The organism is Tardiphaga sp., from assembly GCF_028290495.1.
Taxonomy (GTDB): domain Bacteria; phylum Pseudomonadota; class Alphaproteobacteria; order Rhizobiales; family Xanthobacteraceae; genus Tardiphaga.
The window spans coordinates 1-15,778 of sequence record NZ_JAQGJT010000165.1 but is presented as its reverse complement, the minus strand read 5'-3'; the positions used below and the strand labels follow the sequence as shown (position 1 = coordinate 15,778).

The window sequence follows — 15,778 nt, the reverse complement described above, 5'->3', positions numbered from 1 at the left end:
GCATTGGCCATAGGCTTTCCGACGAGAGCGCCGAGCTCGCGCGCGTCAAAATCGATCTGGCCTTCTCAAATCTCCAACTCGAGACGCAACGGCAGACCGCAGACACCGCCGCACGGCTCCGGGCCGAGGCTGAAGCCAGCGCCGCAACCGCCAATCAAAAGGTGACCGACTATGAAGAACGGCTTTCGAATCTGCCGACGGCTTGCGGCTGCGATCTCGATGACTCTGACGTGCGCAGCCTGCACGACATTGCCCGGTAGCCCGACCGTGGCGACGGTGCAGATCCCGCGCGACTGCGAGCTGCTGGCGTCCACGGTGCCATATCCAGCCGTCAGCAAGGGGCAGGGCGCCAAAGTCTCGGTGGCGCGCCACAGGGCCGCGCTGGGGCAGGCCAACGGCAATCTTGTAGCGACGCGTACCTGTCAGAAGCAACAGCGCCAGCGGTTCGGCCGCGACGTCGTGGAATGAAAGCGGACCAATGGCAGATGGAATTTTCTGGGGAATCATCGGCGCCGGTGCGTCGGCGGTCGCCTGCTCGATTGGCTTTGCGACCTTCTGGATGAACATGCAGCGCCAGATTACCGAGGCCAAGACCGAGGCCAGCGGCGCCGGCCTACGCGCGGTGCAGGCCAATTTGAAGATCGACGTGCTTCAGGCCGAGCTGTCGACATTTCAGCGCTACGCCGAGAAAGAGTTCGTCAATCACGACGACCTCAAGGAACACGTCGTCCGCCACGAGGCGCAGTTCGACAACCTTCGCGAGGATCTAAAGGGCATCACCTCGCGTCTGGACCGGCTGCTCGAGAGCCGAATTCCGACTGGCGCTCACACCTGAATAGACAGCCCGACGCACAACCGAATCTATGCGCGCCGGCGGCGGGTCTTATCACCTTGGGGCGCACCCTTTAACCCCGCCCCCTCAGCATCACAATAGGAGAAACCATGATCCGCTTCCTTGTGGCAGCTTTGCTGTGTGCGCTGTTCACCATGCCTGCCGCCGCCCGTCAGGGGCGTCACGGGGCGCTCGCCTGCGTCGAGACCGGCGACATCATGCGGCCTTTCTGTGGCTCGCATACCGATGCAACGCCCCGCGGCTTCCTGGATGGCGTGCGCTCAATCCGTGTGACGATGAAGCGGGAAAGAGTTTCCAGCCGTCAGGTGCCGCCGACGGGGCTGCTGGCTGTCATGCAGACGGGGGCCGACCGCATCGCGCGCCCCGGTCGCTATATCGCCGGCCGGCTGATCTGCGCCGTCAATGTCGGTGCGGCGCTCGCCGAGCGGGGCATCAAGGGTACCGGGAGCGCGCTGGCGCTGTCGTATCTGCAGTGGGGTCGAGCGTCGGGTCCGGTGCCGGGCGCCGTTGCGGTTTCGTCGCGCCGCGGCGGCGGGCACGTCGCGATCGTCAGCCGCGTCGAGGGCAATCAGGTCTACGTCTGGAATCCGTCGCCCCGTGGCCGCGGCTGGCAGGAAGTCGCGTACCGGCACCGGGCTCTTAGTTACAGGGTGCCGGGGTGATAGTTTGGAGGCGCATTATTTACTCGGGCGCCTTCGCTTCTTTGTAGGGCGGGTTGGAGGTTTTGCAGGTTCAGCGTCAACCCGGGCTGTCCATTGGAAGCTGCACGCCGGACATTGGAAGGTGTGAGCTTCGTATTTCAACGATGGTGAAGGAGCAACCAAGACACGTTCGACGCGCGACTTGCACATTGGACAATGAGGGGTCGTATTTGGCATCCTGGACATGCGGACCTCTCTTCATGAGCCTCAGCTCGCAGGGCTCCCGGACAAGAATTCTCACCGGATGAGATTGCCACTTCTTCCCATTTTAGAAGAGAATTTCACGGATCCTTAGGTGGCTGGCCTTAGCAAACAGGGCAGCACAATTGCCAGGATTCACATGACAAACTCAGAGCGATGTAAAGACGTCGGTGTCGTTTTCGAGCGCGGATTTGACGCTCACATCATGGCGATAGACGGTACCTGGCGCCGGGCCTGCATCATGACGGAGGCGTCCGAATCGGGAGCCAGTCTGACGATAATAAAATCGGTGGAGGGACTTACTCTGACGGAGTTCTTCCTGTTGCTTTCGACAACAGGACTTGCCTATCGGCGCTGCGAGCTCGCGTGGATTAACGGCGATAAGATGGGGGTCACTTTCCTCTTGCCTGGAAGGAAGACGAAGGTACGATCTCATCAGCCGAGCAAAAACGATCTGGCCCATTAGCAACTGGCGTCTTTGGAAAGAGACGATCGGCGCGCTTTTGTTTCTTGAACGCCCGCCTGCCGGCGCCCGGTTGCGGCCCTTCCGTTAGCCCAACAAGCCAAGAAACCACCCCCAACCGCGAGCAGCAGGTGGCTAGTACGTTGCCATTGGAACATTAGTTCCCTTTATCATGATCTCACAATGGTACGAACCTAGGGCGTGGACTCATAAGCGCGTAGCCAAATCCTAATAGCTTGCGCGCGCCTACATTTAGCCCAGCTTTAAGCGCCAGTTTCGTCGAACTGTAGAAGGAGGCTCTCTGTGTTCCTGTGCAAAACGAAAATCCTTTCGCTCCTCATCTTTTGCGCTGCTACGTCTGCTTTGGCACAACGCGCGCCGGAGCCTGATGTTCTATCCACCGAGAAGGAAATAAAATCCTTCGAAACAGTGAAAGTCAGTCTTGCTGAGGCGATAAGGGTTGCAGCGAAAAAACATAAAGATGCGAAGGTCATCGATGTGAGCTTTGATAGCCAAGCAGGTCAGCTAGCCTACAAAGTAAAGACATATCAGGATAACAAGGTGTGGGAAGGCGCTGTCGATGCTTGGACGGGACAAATAATTGGTGGTGAAGGGACGACCACACCGGTATCTAAACTTGACGAGGAGGACCAGCTGGAGCTTGCTGGCTTGCAAAAAGCTTCAATCGACCTTTCCGCAGCGACCGCTCTGGCAGAAGAAAAAGGTTCTGGAAAAGCCATCAGCGCTGGCCTTGAAGAGACAAACGGCCGGATAGTTTACGAAGTGACGATTGTGAATAAGGGTGCAACGACCAAGTTTGTTATCGACCCCAAGAGCGGCCAAATCAAATAAGGCTCTTCGAAAGCAACACCAACGCGTTGTTGTTTAATCCAGACGGCTGTGCAGTTTCCACGACGGTCTTTTCTGCATCACGAGCTGAGTACCGGCCGCGTTCTCACAGGCGAAAAGCCCGTTGGCCTGCCGGCCACGCGACCGACCAAGTTCGAGCTGGTGATTAACCTCAAGTCCGCCTGGACGCTCGGCCCTACGTCATTCTCGCGACCGCCGACGAGGAGAACCATCCGCCAGTCGAGGTAAATTGAATGGCGCCGATCCAGGGCAACAGCCGGCGAATACAGCCGGGTCCTCGCAAAGCTATTGCACGCCGGCTTTATGCGCCTCCCCAGGAGCTTAGAACGGCACGGGCGAGACTAGTCGCGTGGACTACGGTTCGTGGGCGCCAGCGAGATGCCTTCGCGCTGGGCCTTGCTTTGAACTGATGCCTCGGTGCGGCCGAGCTTGAGGCCAATGACGCGGGTCGGGGTGTTTCCCTTTACCAACGTCTTGAATTGCTTCACATCATCCTCGGTCCAAGGCTTTCCGGTGTTTTTTGTCGATTTGGCCATCTGATCCTCCCAGATTGATGATTCTAGATCGTTGCAGCGTAAATTTGCGGTGTCCAGAGGTGCTGCGTCAGGTAGCGCGGCTTTTTGCGTTCTGCGGAACTACTCCGGATTTGCCTCTGCGCTTGTGCACTGCATCCCTGCCGCGACGCGGGGCAGGGAGATATCGGATGCCAATCCCCCTGTGCAAGCGGGGCTCTCATCTATCCACTATGGCAAGATGATCCGCTGGTTGCGCCTGACGATGGCGGTCCTTGAGGTCGAGATCGAAGCGCTGATCAGGTGGGAAGAATGCTTCGAAACGGCCCTTAGCACGTTGCCTGTGCATCGTGCTGTCGCGCGCTGCAGCCAATGCAGGGCTGGCGCGGGTTAGGGTAGATTGAAACTAAAATCGAATTTGCGGATTTTCACGACGACGGCCCCGGACAGGGACGTCTCCCCCAACTGGCCGCGTCATCCTTCCGGGTGGCGCGGCATTTTTTGTTCAGCCCACCTTCATGCCCATAGCGGCTTCGAGGCGGTCGACGGCCTCGACGATGTCGTCGCGGTCGAGCAGTTCGAGTATGTCTTCACGGTCACGCGGCCCGGGCTGCACGAAATCCGCCAAAGCTGTGTCCCTCGTGACGTAGATGGTCAATTCTCCGTCGGATAGGGTCTCTCACGAGTTTGCGGTTATTGCGCCAGACCGGATTCGCACCCCATCAGAGCGAGCGGAATATCGCTCCACACCGCTATCGGCGCGCTTCCATGTCGCTACTCCATCCATGGCTTGCAAGCCACAATTTTCATCGAAACCTGCATAGAATGTAAAATTAGGCAGCTTCGGCATTTACTTCCGTTTCAGCAAGCTTCGTCAAGGTATCGTCAGTCTTCTTCTCTTCCAAGAGAGTTTGATCGAGCAGTCGAACGGCGTCCTTCATGCCGAGCTTTGTCGCCCAAGATTTGAGGGTGCCGTAACGGGAAATCTCATAGTGCTCGACGGCCTGTGCAGCAGCGAGAAGACCGGCGTCCAATGCGGCGGTCCCCTTGTACTCGTCCATGATTTCCTTGCCTTCGTCGATAATACCCAAGATGGCATCGCACGTTTTGCCGCGAGCCGGTTTGCCGAGCAGTTCAAAAATCTCATCGAGCCGCTCTATCTGACCCTCGGTCTCGACTTGATGTTTTTCGAAAGCTGCAGACAACTTCGGCGAATTCGCGGCCTTCGCCATCTTAGGCAAGGTTTTTACGATTTGCTTTTCTGCGAAGTAAATGTCCTTAAGGGTGTCGAGGAAGAGATCGTTGAGGTTCTTGTCGGCCATTGATACCTCCTGAAAAATAGAAATTTAACGACGATTTGCGGAGTGGTTAGTCACGGCGTCCGGTCGGCTTGCGCGTAAAACGTTGAAGATTGGGTTGAGTTCCAGATCAATTTCGAATTCGCCCCACGGTTTGGATCGCGTCGTTGGAACTAAAGCTTCTAGTGTTGCTTGAGCACGCTGGACATGCGCGCAGGCATCGTCGCTTTGACCGTGGCATTGGGACCTGCTCATTGCCGCTGGTTGGCTCGCGTACGAGCCAATGCCGCGCGACGCTATCATCGCGTGGCGATCGTGCTTGATGGGCTTGCAACTTTGAAGAATGACGAGAGCCCCCGCTGACTGTTGCTGCATTCTTCGGAACATGCGGCGCTGGTCCGTATAATCGATTCATTGTGTTCAAGTATTCAGACGCCTTGGACGCGGGAGGTGGCCAATGAAAGATCTTCAAACCTGTCGTGCTATGGAAAACCTGTGCCGTCAGCGAGCTTCGTTTTTTCCATAGGAAAGCTGGGCGCATTTAGCCGAAGCGGAGATGTGGCATCATAAAGCTATGGACTTGGTTGCGGCGCATCACGTTGAATGCAATCAGCCGTCGCAATAGCAGTCGCCTGAAGCAACGGGGACAAGCGCTCCCCCGATAGATGAGCAACCTCATCAATCCAGCGGCTTAGCATCCTCAGTCGAGGGCGATATCTCTAGCGAGGAAATGTCGGCGTCGCCATCCACTTCGGGCGCCGGGACCATCAATAGCCAATGATTCAGCTTTAAAGCTGATTAGGTGAACCGGTGGATAACTTCGAAGAGCCGATCACAGATCTGAGCAAGGTTCCTCGTCGGCGAGGTCGCTACCCCAAGCAGAAGCCCAGACTCGGCGCCGTCGCGCGACACATACCAGGATGAAAGCGGCGACGGCGACATGCCGAACACCGAGACTTCACGTGCGACCGCCAAGTCCGATGTTCTCCTCGGCAATTTCAGCAACACGGCTAAGCCGGGTGCGGCAACGTGGTCAGCGGCGACGGACGCCTGAAGGCAATCCAGCAGCGCCTGCCGCTTGGCGGCATAGGCGCGTTTGGTGCGCCGCAGATGGCGCATATAATGCCCCTCGTACATGAACTCGGCCGCGGCGAGTTGCACCGCAGGGCCGGGTGCCGGTGCGAGACAAGCTGCCACCTCCGCGAAACGGGAGATTAGGTCGATCGGCGCGACCAGGAAGCCAAGCCGAATAGTCGGACTGATCGTCTTGCTGAACGAGCCGATGTGGATGACGCGTCCGTTCCGGTCGAGTGACGCGAGCGCTGGCGCAGCCCTACCCACCAGTTGTAGCTCGCTCAGATAATCATCTTCGATCACCCAGACCTGGTTCGCGGCTGCCCATTCGAGCAGCCGAAGGCGCCGCTCGAGCGATAAGGTGGGGCCGAGCGGCGCCTGCTGACCGGGGGTTACGACCACGAGCTTCGCGTCGGGATGGTGGCGCAGGCCGTGATCGACATCGATACCGTTGGCATCGATCGGGATCGCCGCGAGGGATAGGCGTGCGAGCTCGAGACCCTTCCTTGACCAGGGAAAACCCGGATTTTCGACCCAGGCGGTGTGTCCATCCAGGCAAAGAACGCTGAGCGTCAGGCCGAGCCCTGCGCCGAATCCCCCTGTGACGATGACCTGCGATGGCTCGCAATTGATGCCGCGGGCGACCGCAAGATAGCCCGCGATTTCCCGTCTCAGCTGAAGCTCGCCGCGCGGATCGGGATAGAGGGGCGAGGCAGTCGCCTCGGCACGGACCGCATGCGTACGAATACGCGTGAACAAGGTCGACGGAAAGGTTTCGGTTGCCGGCACGCCCATCTGGAAGAACGCAGGTCCCTGCGTCATCTCCCGATAGGTTTCCATGAACGAGCCTGCGGCCGGTTGTTGTTCACTCTTTACGACGGCGCGAGCACGCTGGGCGACGCGCGTGCCGGTCGTTTGCGAGGCCTCGATTAACTGGGCGGCCGCCAGCTTGTCATAAGCGGTCCGCACCGTGCCGCGCGCGACACCGAGTTGGGCAGCGAGATCTTGCCATGAGGGCAAGCGCGCGCCTGGCTTCAGCACGCCACCTTCGATGGCTGTCGTCACCCCTCGTCGGATCTGCTCCGTCAACGATGTTTTTGCCGCGCGATCGAGGCTCAGATTCAGCGGCTTATCCATACGCCGTAGTACATGATTTCTTTGCGTTCTTGGTACTTTTTTCTGGTCCAGCAGGGCGCATCTTTGGCCTGAAGGAGAAAGCCAATGAAGATCGTCGCTATCGCCGCCGCTATCTGCGCCGCACTTGCCTTAGCATTCGAGGGGCCTGCCTCGGCTCGTGACGGCGAAACGGTCACGCCCAAATTCGATCAGGGGATTCCAAACATCCCCGGCAAGTCGCTCGTCGTTGTGGAAGTCGACTATGCACCGGGCGCGGCTTCCCCGCCGCACACACACGCGAAGTCAGCGTTCATCTACGCCTATGTAATCTCGGGTGAGATCGAGTCGAAGGTGAACGATGGCGAGACCCACATCTTCAAGGCCGGCGAGAGCTGGTCCGAGCCGCCGAACGCTAGCCACCGTGTCAGCCGCAATGCGAGCAGGACTAGCCCGGCAAAGTTGCTCGCGGTCTTCGTCGTCGACTCCGACGACAAAGCGCTCACCACCCCCGTCAAGTAAGACAGAAGGAATCAGTACCATGACCAACCGGCTCGATTACAACCAGATCGCTCCCAATGGAGTCAAAGCGCTTGGTGGCGTCTACGGCTATGTCGTGCAGAGCGGTCTGCCGACCGAACTGGTGGATCTTGTCTATCTCCGGGTCTCGCAGATCAACAACTGTGCCTATTGTCTCGACATGCACACCCGTGACCTCATTAAGAGGGGGGTGAAGATCGAGAAGATCGCGCTGTTGCAGGCTTGGGACGAGGGCGGCCGTCTCTTCAGCCAGACCGAGCGCGCCGCGCTTGCCTGGGCCGAGAGCGTGACGCGCGTCGCGGAAACTGGTGTGCCGGATAGCGCTTACAACGCCGCGCGCGAGGTTTTCGACGAGAAACAGCTCGTGGATCTCACCATAGCGATCAGCCTGATGAACAGCTATAACCGCATGGCCATCAGCTTCCGCAACACGCCGCTGGCCGCCATCGAAAATTGAGCCGGCGTTGCAACAATGTGATGGAGTTTAGACCATGGTCGTAGACGAGATTTCCGGCGTAAAAATTCCAGATAGCCAATTGGCACGCGAAACAACACAGTTCATTCGGGATACAGAAAGCGATCTACTCTTCCATCACTCGGTTCGCGTTTACTTTTGGGGTGCCTTGACGGGGGACCGGATGGGGCTGACCTTTGATCCGGAACTGCTGTATGCAGCTGCCATGTTCCATGACATTGGCCTGACCGCACGTTATGAAGATAGCCCGCTACGGTTCGAGGTTGACGGAGCGAATGCTGCGCGTGATTTTCTCAAAGGACACGGCATTTCCGAAAGCGATATTGAGACGGTTTGGAGTGCTGTCGCTCTTCACACGACGCCTGGCATACCGGAATTTATGCGTCCGGAGATCGCGCTGGTGCAGGCAGGGGCCGGCATGGATGTGGCCGGCCGCGGCTATGAGCAGTTTACCGATGCGCAGCGAGCTGCCGTTGTTGCAGCGTTTCCTCGAGAAATCGACTTCAAACATGGAATCATTGAAGCTTTTTATCACGGCATGAAGCACCGTCCCAACAGTACCTTCGGAACCTTTAACGATGACGTCCTGGCTTTCAAAGATCCTCACTTTCGGCGGATCGATATGTGCAGCATCATCCTTGCTTCAAAGTGGAATAGCTGAACCAAAAGAAGCGGAGCAGCCTGTTTGTGGATGAGTACTGCGGAGAAGAACATGGCTTCACATGCGGTGTTAGCCGCTTTTAAACAGAGACATTCGCGCTAATTGGGGATCGAAATGGGTCTAAGCTTTTCAGCAAATTCAGTTCTAAATACCACGGAACTCGGTCGGCCGAATTGCATGTTCATGGTTGGAGGCAAAATTTCAAAAAAGATATTTAACCGCACCGACAGCTATCGGAAACGTTAACTACAGCGGCAGGGTTGTTGGGAAGGAATGAAGCCGTAACGACAAGTGCCCATCGGACTTTCCATCAAAGATCAATTTCTCGGGTAAGCCCCGCCTAAGACATCGAGCAGCCGCAGCGCAATCCGCGCTCCTCGTCAGGTTCTGGTTTGGATGCACCCCGGGATAGAAGCCGACCACCCAGCGCCACATGGCCTGCGACGTGCCGGGGTGCACCATGATCCGACCAACCCCATGTCCCCGTAATAGATCGACCAGTCTTCGTACTCCGGGCCCCAGGTTCTGCGTCGTGTTAGTTCCGGCATTCAGGCAGTGTAACGCGCTGTGAGGCAGGCCTCATCCTCGCACAACGGCATGGCAATCGGTGCAGCCGCCGGTTGGCAGCGGCTTGGACGGGAGTCCAATAATTTTCGTTGGCGCTAATTATTTAACGATCGTCAAGCTTGGCTCTTCGATAAGGGCCGCGGGAGCGAGCGAGTTATGACGCCACCATGGGAGGCTCCACGTAAATCTGCGACTAACTTCAAGTACGACCATAAGTGGCAGCAACATCACAATCGATGCCGCCATAATTACAATCAGGCCTGCGCCCGCGGCCAAAACCGAAAAATTCCAAACTGAATGCTTCATGGGTCCCCAAGGTGCGATTACTTCGGTAGGTAGCAGGGGGCAGATCGGCCTTGTGATACTAAGTTACGTTAACCCTAATTCTTAGCCGCGCTATCCTTCGGGACGACGCGGCTTTTTGCGTTTTGCGGAACAACTTCGGACTATCGCCGTTGCGCCTTTGCACTGCGTCCCTGCCGCGACGCGGGGCAGGGAGAGCTCCGGATGCCATTCCCCTTCGCACACGGGGCTCTCTCATTTAATCGCCTAATACGCTCCCTCGACAAGCCGCGCCACTCTGAAGAGTGATGCGGCTTTTTTTGTTGTATTGAAACATCGAGAGAAGGAACACGACTCGACGCAGAGGATTTGCACAGTGGCGCAACAGGGCGCCATTAGAGGAATTCAACATGCGCTCATTGCTCATTGCGTCTGCGGCTCTCGTCGCCCTCAGTGCAGTTCCAGCAGCGGCTAAGGACTATCAGTGGTGCCAAAGGTCTCCGACCACTGGCGGCAACCCGCAATGCTCCTTCACGTCGTTTCGACAATGCCAAGCGACCGTGAGCGGCGCGGGCGGTGACTGTATCCGGAATCCGCGCCTTGCCTACGGTAACCGTTCAAGGCGTCACTGAGCGAAGCCCTGGAGCCGCATCATCGGCCAGATGATACGGCTCAAAGGCCGGCCTCATGCCACTCCGCTCCGAGCTAATCCACAAACCCGTGAGGAATCGGATCGCGAAAAATGCTAGCGCGCCGACTAGCCCGGTCGCGCACACAGCAAATATGACGCGCATGAGCTCAGCCATTAATCGCACCGGTCGCCCTGAGGCCAGCTCTCACCTTCCGAGCGCCAGGCAGGGGCTTTCCCAATTCACGGGCTTTAGTCGCCACCGCGTTAGCGGACCGGTTGAGCGCCGCGCAGGCTCGCAGTCGTGTCGCGCCGCTATCGGATAACTCAATTAAGCGGGTGATCTCTTCCGGTTTCCACGATCTAAATGTTGGATGCGTAGGCACGGCTAACCTCCCGGGAGGCGCAATTCGCATATGATCCTGTGGTTGTACAGTAATGCGATAGTTGCGAGTGGACGTCTACTCAATTGCAGCCCAGCCGTACGTGTGGCGAAGAGCCCCGGGGGGCAGCCATTTTGACGTATGGGCTTTATCGAAAAAGGAACCATCCGGCCACCGCCAGCAACGGAAGGATAGCAGCAGCTATCAGTAACATAGCAAGTCCGCGAAGTCGATTTGCTTGCCCTTCGCCTCCAGCTTCGCGGCGCGCTTCTTGGCAGCCTGCATCAGCGCGAGTTGCGACGACGGCATGCCCCATCGGGCGAGTGCCAGTTCTCGCCCATCCGCGGTATTGCGCACGATCGGGGCGGGGTAGTCCGGAAAGATGGCCCGGCATGGAGGGCAAGTTGCCGGCGCTGTCCCGTTCCACTTTGAACAGGTTCCGGATCGCCGCCTGGTTCTTTGTCATCGAGTAAAGGTTGCACATTCCGGCAGTTTGTCTCGTCTAGCTGGCGGGGTCCACCCACCCCACAACCCCTAGCGGCTTGCCAAAATGTTTCCGTTTTGTTCTCGTGACTCCGAATTGGAGATGGCTGTGGGACTGGACCATATCAGGGTCGAAATAGAGCGCATGCGTACAGATCCGCCGGCAGCGGAAAGATATCCAGCAACTGGCCAAGGCCGGCGTCAGCACGACGTCTGCGGACGCGCTTCTGGCCCGAATGCAGGAGAAGGTGGATGGGCTTTGCGCTGAGCGTGAGCGCCTGAACGGGGAGGAAAGGCTGAAGCGGCCGACCTACGCCTCGGGAAAGGTCATCAACGGGCCGACCGTACGGCGATGATGGACAACCTGCGCAAATTCACCCCGCCGTGGTCGGTCCAAGAAGGCGACGATCAGTGCTTCCGGGTGTTCGATGCGACCGGGTTCTTCATCTGCTCGGTCTCACATCGCGAGGATCTTCACGCTCGCAGCTCAGTATGCAGACAATCACATGAAGCGGGAGGAGGCGCGCCGGGTAGCGAAGGCATCCCCGGCTGCCGGACCTGCTGAAGCGGCCGAATTACTAAGACATATTGGTGGAGGCCAATTCTTACTCGCGGCGGATGGCCGCCATAGCAGCGTCAGTCACAGCCAGCCAAGCAGCCCGAATAGCCTCCGCGGCCTCCTCACGAGTGGAGGCTTGACCATGAGCGCCCGGCGCCGACCATGCCCAATACATTCCCCGTACGCCCCGGCCAGTCTTCTTCTTCACGCTCCCAATGTGGAGGCGGTAACCATCTTCCATGGTCAGGATCACCCGGAACGTAGTGGGTGAAGATCCGAGGACAGCGTCGCGCTTCAAGCGCTTGGGCATCCGTGCAGCCTAACGGCTGTTGGCGCCGGCGTCATCCCTGCTTAAGAGGGCTGATGCCAGCCATTTGCTATTTCCCAGGGGTTCCAAAATGCTTTCGCTGAATCTGCTCGGAATTCCTGCGTCTCGCTCAAAGGTGCAATTAGTTTGCCGTCGCTCGTGACGGTACACGCGTCCTAGATTACGATGAAATTTGAAAGGCCCGGCAGATCTGCCAGGCCTTCTCTGTTTGCGAAATCTCCATGCCATCAATGTCGGAGGTCGTGTTGCCCGCGGGGCCGGACAGTCTGGCGTCGATGCCGACGCCGACATTCCCGGGCGCGGCTTTTTCCTTTCAGGCCGCACGCGGTGGCCGCCGCCGGCCGAACGGCCTCGACGGCGTCAGCGCGAACCAGGACCGAGAGCATCTTGTACGATCGGTCTCCGCGGTCGCGAGTATGCTGCCGCCCGACCTATCGGTTGCACCCGCCCAACCAAAATCAAAGAATGTTCATGGCGGGTTAACGCAAATCACACATAACAAGGAGCCACCAGCGACGCTTTGCCTCACTGCAATCCCCCTTATTCATTAGCAGCATAGCGACTGATCGACTCCGTCGGTCAAGTTCGAACGGAGATTTCATGCTCGCCAAACTGTCTATTCGCACCAAGATCACGATTGTACTTGCATTTCTGCTGATCGCCATGACGGGCATGGGGCTGCTGGCGGTACGGAAGATGCAGGCGATCAACGCCAATGCGGTCGATCTCCAGGCCAGCTGGCTGCCGAGCGTCAAGGCGTTGGGGGAACTGCGCTCGGGCGCCATCAACTACCGCAATGTGCTCCGGTCCCATTTGCTGGCAGAGACGCTCGAAGATAAGTTGATCGTGGAAAAGACACTGGAGGGGCTGGTTGAGCGCGACGCTAAGATCCGGGCGACCTACGTCCTGTTGATCACCTCGCCCGAAGAACGCGCGATCTTCGAGGAGTGGAGCGTGAACTGGGACGAATACAAAAAAGCCACCCTGCAGGTGATGGCATTGTCGCGCGGCAGCGTCGGAAAGATCCCCCATGACGCCAGCGAGCTCAACACAAAAACCGTCAATCCGTTAGGCATGAAGTCGGATGCGCTGCTTGACAAAGATATCGCGCTGAACGATAGGGGCGCGGCATCGGCCGGTGCCGATGCCGGCGCGAGCTACGACTCCGCCTTCAGGCTGATCGTGGCTATCCTGACGGTATCCGCCGTGCTCGGCATCGGGGTCGGCATCTACTTGGTCAAGGATGTCTCCAGCGGCATCGCTTCGATCGTGAAGCCGATGCAGGCGCTGGGCGCCGGCGATCTCTCGGCCATCGTGCCGCACCAGGGCATGAAGACCGAGATCGGCTCGATGGGTGACGCGCTGCAGGTGTTCAAGCAGGCGTTGATCGACAAGAAGGCCGCGGATGAAGCCGCGATGGTCGACGCCGAAGCCAAGATCGAGCGCGGCCGTCGCGTCGATAGCATCACCCGTGATTTCGAATCGATGATCGGCGAGATCGTCGATACCGTGTCGTCGGCCTCGACCGAACTGGAAGCCTCGGCCGGCACGCTGACCGCGACCGCCGAGCGCTCGCAGCAGCTCACAACTGCAGTGGCAGCTGCGTCGGAGGAAGCTTCTACGAATGTGCAGTCGGTGGCGTCGGCGACCGAGGAGATGGCGTCGTCGGTCAACGAGATCAGCCGCCAGGTGCAGGAATCCGCGACGATCGCCAACCAGGCCGTCGAGCAGGCCCGCAAGACCAACGATCGCGTCGGCGAACTCGCCAAGGCGGCGGCGCGGATCGGCGATGTCGTTGAACTCATCAACACCATCGCCGGCCAGACCAACCTGCTGGCGTTGAACGCCACGATCGAGGCCGCGCGCGCCGGCGATGCCGGCCGCGGCTTCGCGGTGGTAGCGTCGGAAGTGAAGGCACTGGCCGAGCAGACCGCGAAAGCGACCGGCGAGATCAGCACGCAGATCAACGGCATTCAGGCAGCGACGCGGGAATCCGTCGGCGCCATCAAGGAGATCGGCACTACCATCGGACGGATGTCGGAGATCGCCTCGACCATCGCTTCAGCGGTTGAAGAGCAGGGCGCTGCAACGCAGGAGATTTCCCGTAACGTGCAGCAGGCGGCGCATGGCACGATGCAGGTTTCTGCCAACATCACCGACGTGCAGCGCGGCGCCAGCGAGACCGGTTCGGCGTCGTCGCACGTGCTGTCGGCGGCGCAATCGCTGTCGCTGGACAGCAACCGGCTCAAGGCCGAGGTCGGCAAGTTCCTCGACTCCGTGCGCGCCGCGTAATCGCCGCCATCCATCATCGAAAAAAGCCGGCGCGCGAGCGCCGGCTTTTTTATTTTCAGCGGGCGTTCGCGAGGCGGGGCGGCAACGGTTGGCTGTTACCGATATTGAGGCGAACCGTCACCTGCCTACCGTCAGCGCCGCAGCGTCGGAAATTGCGTTGCACAGCTTCTTAACCGTACGGCGGCAATTTGGCCCCGGGAACACCCGACCGCCATTTGCGCCCGGTTTCCCTCCGACGCATCGCCACCCGCGCTCGGGTTACTTTCAAAGAAAATCTTTAGCCAGCCCTCATCGGTCAAGACCCAGGAATTTCCCGTTATGCTCGCCAGCCTTTCCATCCGCGCCAAAATCACCGTCGTTGTTTCGTTCCTGTTGCTGGCGATGTCCGCCATGGGCGCGCTGGCGATCAAGCAGATGTATACGATCAACACCGCCACCACAGACATCTCGGAGAATTGGCTTCCGAGCGTCAAGGTTCTCGGAAATCTGCGGGCGTCGGCGATCAGCTACCGTTCGGTGGTGCGCGCGCATCTGCTTGCCGACAGTCCCGCCGCCATGGAGGCCCAGGAAAAATCGATCAAGCGCTATGGCGATGAGCTGGAGAAGGCCCGCAAGCAGTACGAGCCGATGATCACCGCGCCGGAAGAGCGCGCGTTGTACGAGACCTTCGTGAAATTCTGGGCCGAGTACGAAACCGCCGCGAAGCAGGCCGTCGTGCTGTCCAGCAAGGGCGCCGACAAGGAAGCCCGCGAGCTCAATGCGAAGGCTGTGCCGATCGGCGTGAAGTCCGATGACGCCCTGCAGGCAAACGTCGATCTCAACAACAAGGGCGCGGCCGTAGCCAGCCAGTTGGCTGCCGACAGCTTTGCGACCGCCATCAAGCTGGTGATTGGTTCGCTGGTGCTGGCGATTGTCATCGGCGTCGGCGCCGCCATCCTGCTGGTGCGCGACGTTTCGGCGGGTATCACATCCATCGTGAAACCGATGCAGGCGCTCGGCACCGGCGATCTCACGGCCATCGTGCCGCATCAGGGAGCCCGCACCGAAATGGGCGTGATGGCGGACTCGCTGCAGGTGTTCAAGCAGGCGCTGATCGACAAGCGCGCCGCCGACCAGGCCGCGATGGTCGATGCTGACGCCAAGATCGAGCGCGGACGTCGCGTCGATGGCATCACCCGCGATTTCGAAGCGTTGATCGGCGAGATCGTCGATACCGTGTCGTCGGCCTCGACCGAACTGGAGGCCTCGGCCGGCACGCTGACCGCCACCGCCGAGCGTTCGCAGGAACTGACGACCGCCGTCGCGGCGGCGTCCGAAGAAGCCTCGACCAACGTGCAGTCGGTCGCTTCCGCCACCGAGGAGATGGCGTCGTCGGTCAACGAGATCAGCCGCCAGGTGCAGGAATCTGCGACCATCGCCGGCCAGGCCGTCGATCAGGCCCGCCGCACCAACGATCGCGTCGGCGAACTCGCCAAGGCGGCCGCGCGGATCGGCG

The 15,778-nt window shown here is 59.2% G+C and carries 15 protein-coding genes and 2 pseudogenes; 12 read left to right on the top strand and 5 right to left on the bottom strand.

Annotated features, from left to right (window positions below; translation table 11 throughout):
* From JWQ24_RS24785 to JWQ24_RS24760, 6 genes and pseudogenes are all read left to right on the top strand, one after another.
* Positions 1-260, top strand: a pseudogene (locus JWQ24_RS24785) (hypothetical protein); the annotation flags it as partial.
* Positions 250-468 (top strand): hypothetical protein, encoded by a 219-nt coding sequence (locus tag JWQ24_RS24780; RefSeq protein WP_299813937.1) that lies wholly within the window; start codon positions 250-252, stop codon positions 466-468. The pseudogene JWQ24_RS24785 and the gene JWQ24_RS24780, both read left to right, overlap by 11 nt.
* 10 nt (positions 469-478) lie before the next feature.
* On the top strand, positions 479-835 hold the full coding sequence (locus JWQ24_RS24775) for a hypothetical protein (RefSeq protein WP_299813934.1): 357 nt from the start codon (positions 479-481) through the stop codon (positions 833-835).
* A gap of 107 nt (positions 836-942) precedes the next feature.
* Positions 943-1,515 (top strand): hypothetical protein, encoded by a 573-nt coding sequence (locus tag JWQ24_RS24770; RefSeq protein WP_299813931.1) that lies wholly within the window; start codon positions 943-945, stop codon positions 1,513-1,515.
* Between the two features lie 379 nt (positions 1,516-1,894).
* Positions 1,895-2,221, top strand: coding sequence for a PilZ domain-containing protein (locus JWQ24_RS24765; RefSeq protein WP_299813940.1), 327 nt, complete (start codon positions 1,895-1,897; stop codon positions 2,219-2,221).
* Between the two features lie 300 nt (positions 2,222-2,521).
* A complete protein-coding gene (locus JWQ24_RS24760; protein WP_299813928.1) occupies positions 2,522-3,070 on the top strand; it encodes a PepSY domain-containing protein in 549 nt (182 codons plus the stop codon).
* 359 nt (positions 3,071-3,429) lie between these two features.
* On the opposite strand, the gene JWQ24_RS24755 is transcribed toward JWQ24_RS24760, so the two are convergent.
* From JWQ24_RS24755 to JWQ24_RS24740, 4 genes are all read right to left on the bottom strand, one after another.
* On the bottom strand, positions 3,430-3,624 hold the full coding sequence (locus JWQ24_RS24755; protein WP_299813925.1) for a hypothetical protein: 195 nt from the start codon (positions 3,622-3,624) through the stop codon (positions 3,430-3,432).
* Between the two features lie 481 nt (positions 3,625-4,105).
* The gene (locus JWQ24_RS24750; protein WP_299813922.1) at positions 4,106-4,258 is read right to left on the bottom strand and encodes a hypothetical protein; all 153 of its coding nucleotides are present in this window, start codon (positions 4,256-4,258) and stop codon (positions 4,106-4,108) included.
* A 175-nt stretch (positions 4,259-4,433) separates the two neighbouring features.
* On the bottom strand, positions 4,434-4,922 hold the full coding sequence (locus JWQ24_RS24745; protein WP_299813920.1) for a ferritin-like domain-containing protein: 489 nt from the start codon (positions 4,920-4,922) through the stop codon (positions 4,434-4,436).
* Positions 4,923-5,696: 774 nt separating this feature from the next.
* Positions 5,697-7,109, bottom strand: a complete 1,413-nt coding sequence (locus JWQ24_RS24740; RefSeq protein WP_299813917.1) for a PLP-dependent aminotransferase family protein — start codon at positions 7,107-7,109, stop codon at positions 5,697-5,699.
* Between the two features lie 84 nt (positions 7,110-7,193).
* Between JWQ24_RS24740 and JWQ24_RS24735 the strand changes: the two genes are divergently transcribed.
* The 4 genes from JWQ24_RS24735 to JWQ24_RS24720 all read left to right on the top strand — a co-directional run bounded on the left by JWQ24_RS24735 (position 7,194) and on the right by JWQ24_RS24720 (position 10,242).
* Complete coding sequence (locus JWQ24_RS24735; protein WP_299813914.1) at positions 7,194-7,607, top strand: cupin domain-containing protein; 414 nt, start codon at positions 7,194-7,196, stop codon at positions 7,605-7,607.
* A gap of 19 nt (positions 7,608-7,626) precedes the next feature.
* Positions 7,627-8,082 carry a carboxymuconolactone decarboxylase family protein gene (locus JWQ24_RS24730; RefSeq protein WP_299813911.1) on the top strand — a complete coding sequence of 152 codons (456 nt, stop codon included), beginning with the start codon at positions 7,627-7,629 and terminating at the stop codon, positions 8,080-8,082.
* A 34-nt stretch (positions 8,083-8,116) separates the two neighbouring features.
* Positions 8,117-8,761 (top strand): HD domain-containing protein, encoded by a 645-nt coding sequence (locus JWQ24_RS24725; protein WP_299813908.1) that lies wholly within the window; start codon positions 8,117-8,119, stop codon positions 8,759-8,761.
* A 1,259-nt stretch (positions 8,762-10,020) separates the two neighbouring features.
* Complete coding sequence (locus tag JWQ24_RS24720) at positions 10,021-10,242, top strand: DUF3551 domain-containing protein (RefSeq protein WP_299813905.1); 222 nt, start codon at positions 10,021-10,023, stop codon at positions 10,240-10,242.
* Positions 10,243-10,834: 592 nt separating this feature from the next.
* Here JWQ24_RS24720 and JWQ24_RS24715 read toward each other — a convergent pair.
* A pseudogene (locus JWQ24_RS24715) lies at positions 10,835-11,105 on the bottom strand (SOS response-associated peptidase); the annotation flags it as partial.
* 1,486 nt (positions 11,106-12,591) lie between these two features.
* Between JWQ24_RS24715 and JWQ24_RS24710 the strand changes: the two are divergent.
* Positions 12,592-14,283 (top strand): methyl-accepting chemotaxis protein, encoded by a 1,692-nt coding sequence (locus JWQ24_RS24710; RefSeq protein ID WP_299813902.1) that lies wholly within the window; start codon positions 12,592-12,594, stop codon positions 14,281-14,283.
* Positions 14,284-14,601: 318 nt separating this feature from the next.
* Positions 14,602-15,778 (top strand): methyl-accepting chemotaxis protein (locus tag JWQ24_RS24705; RefSeq protein ID WP_299813899.1); only part of this gene is annotated, 1,177 nt, incomplete at its 3' end.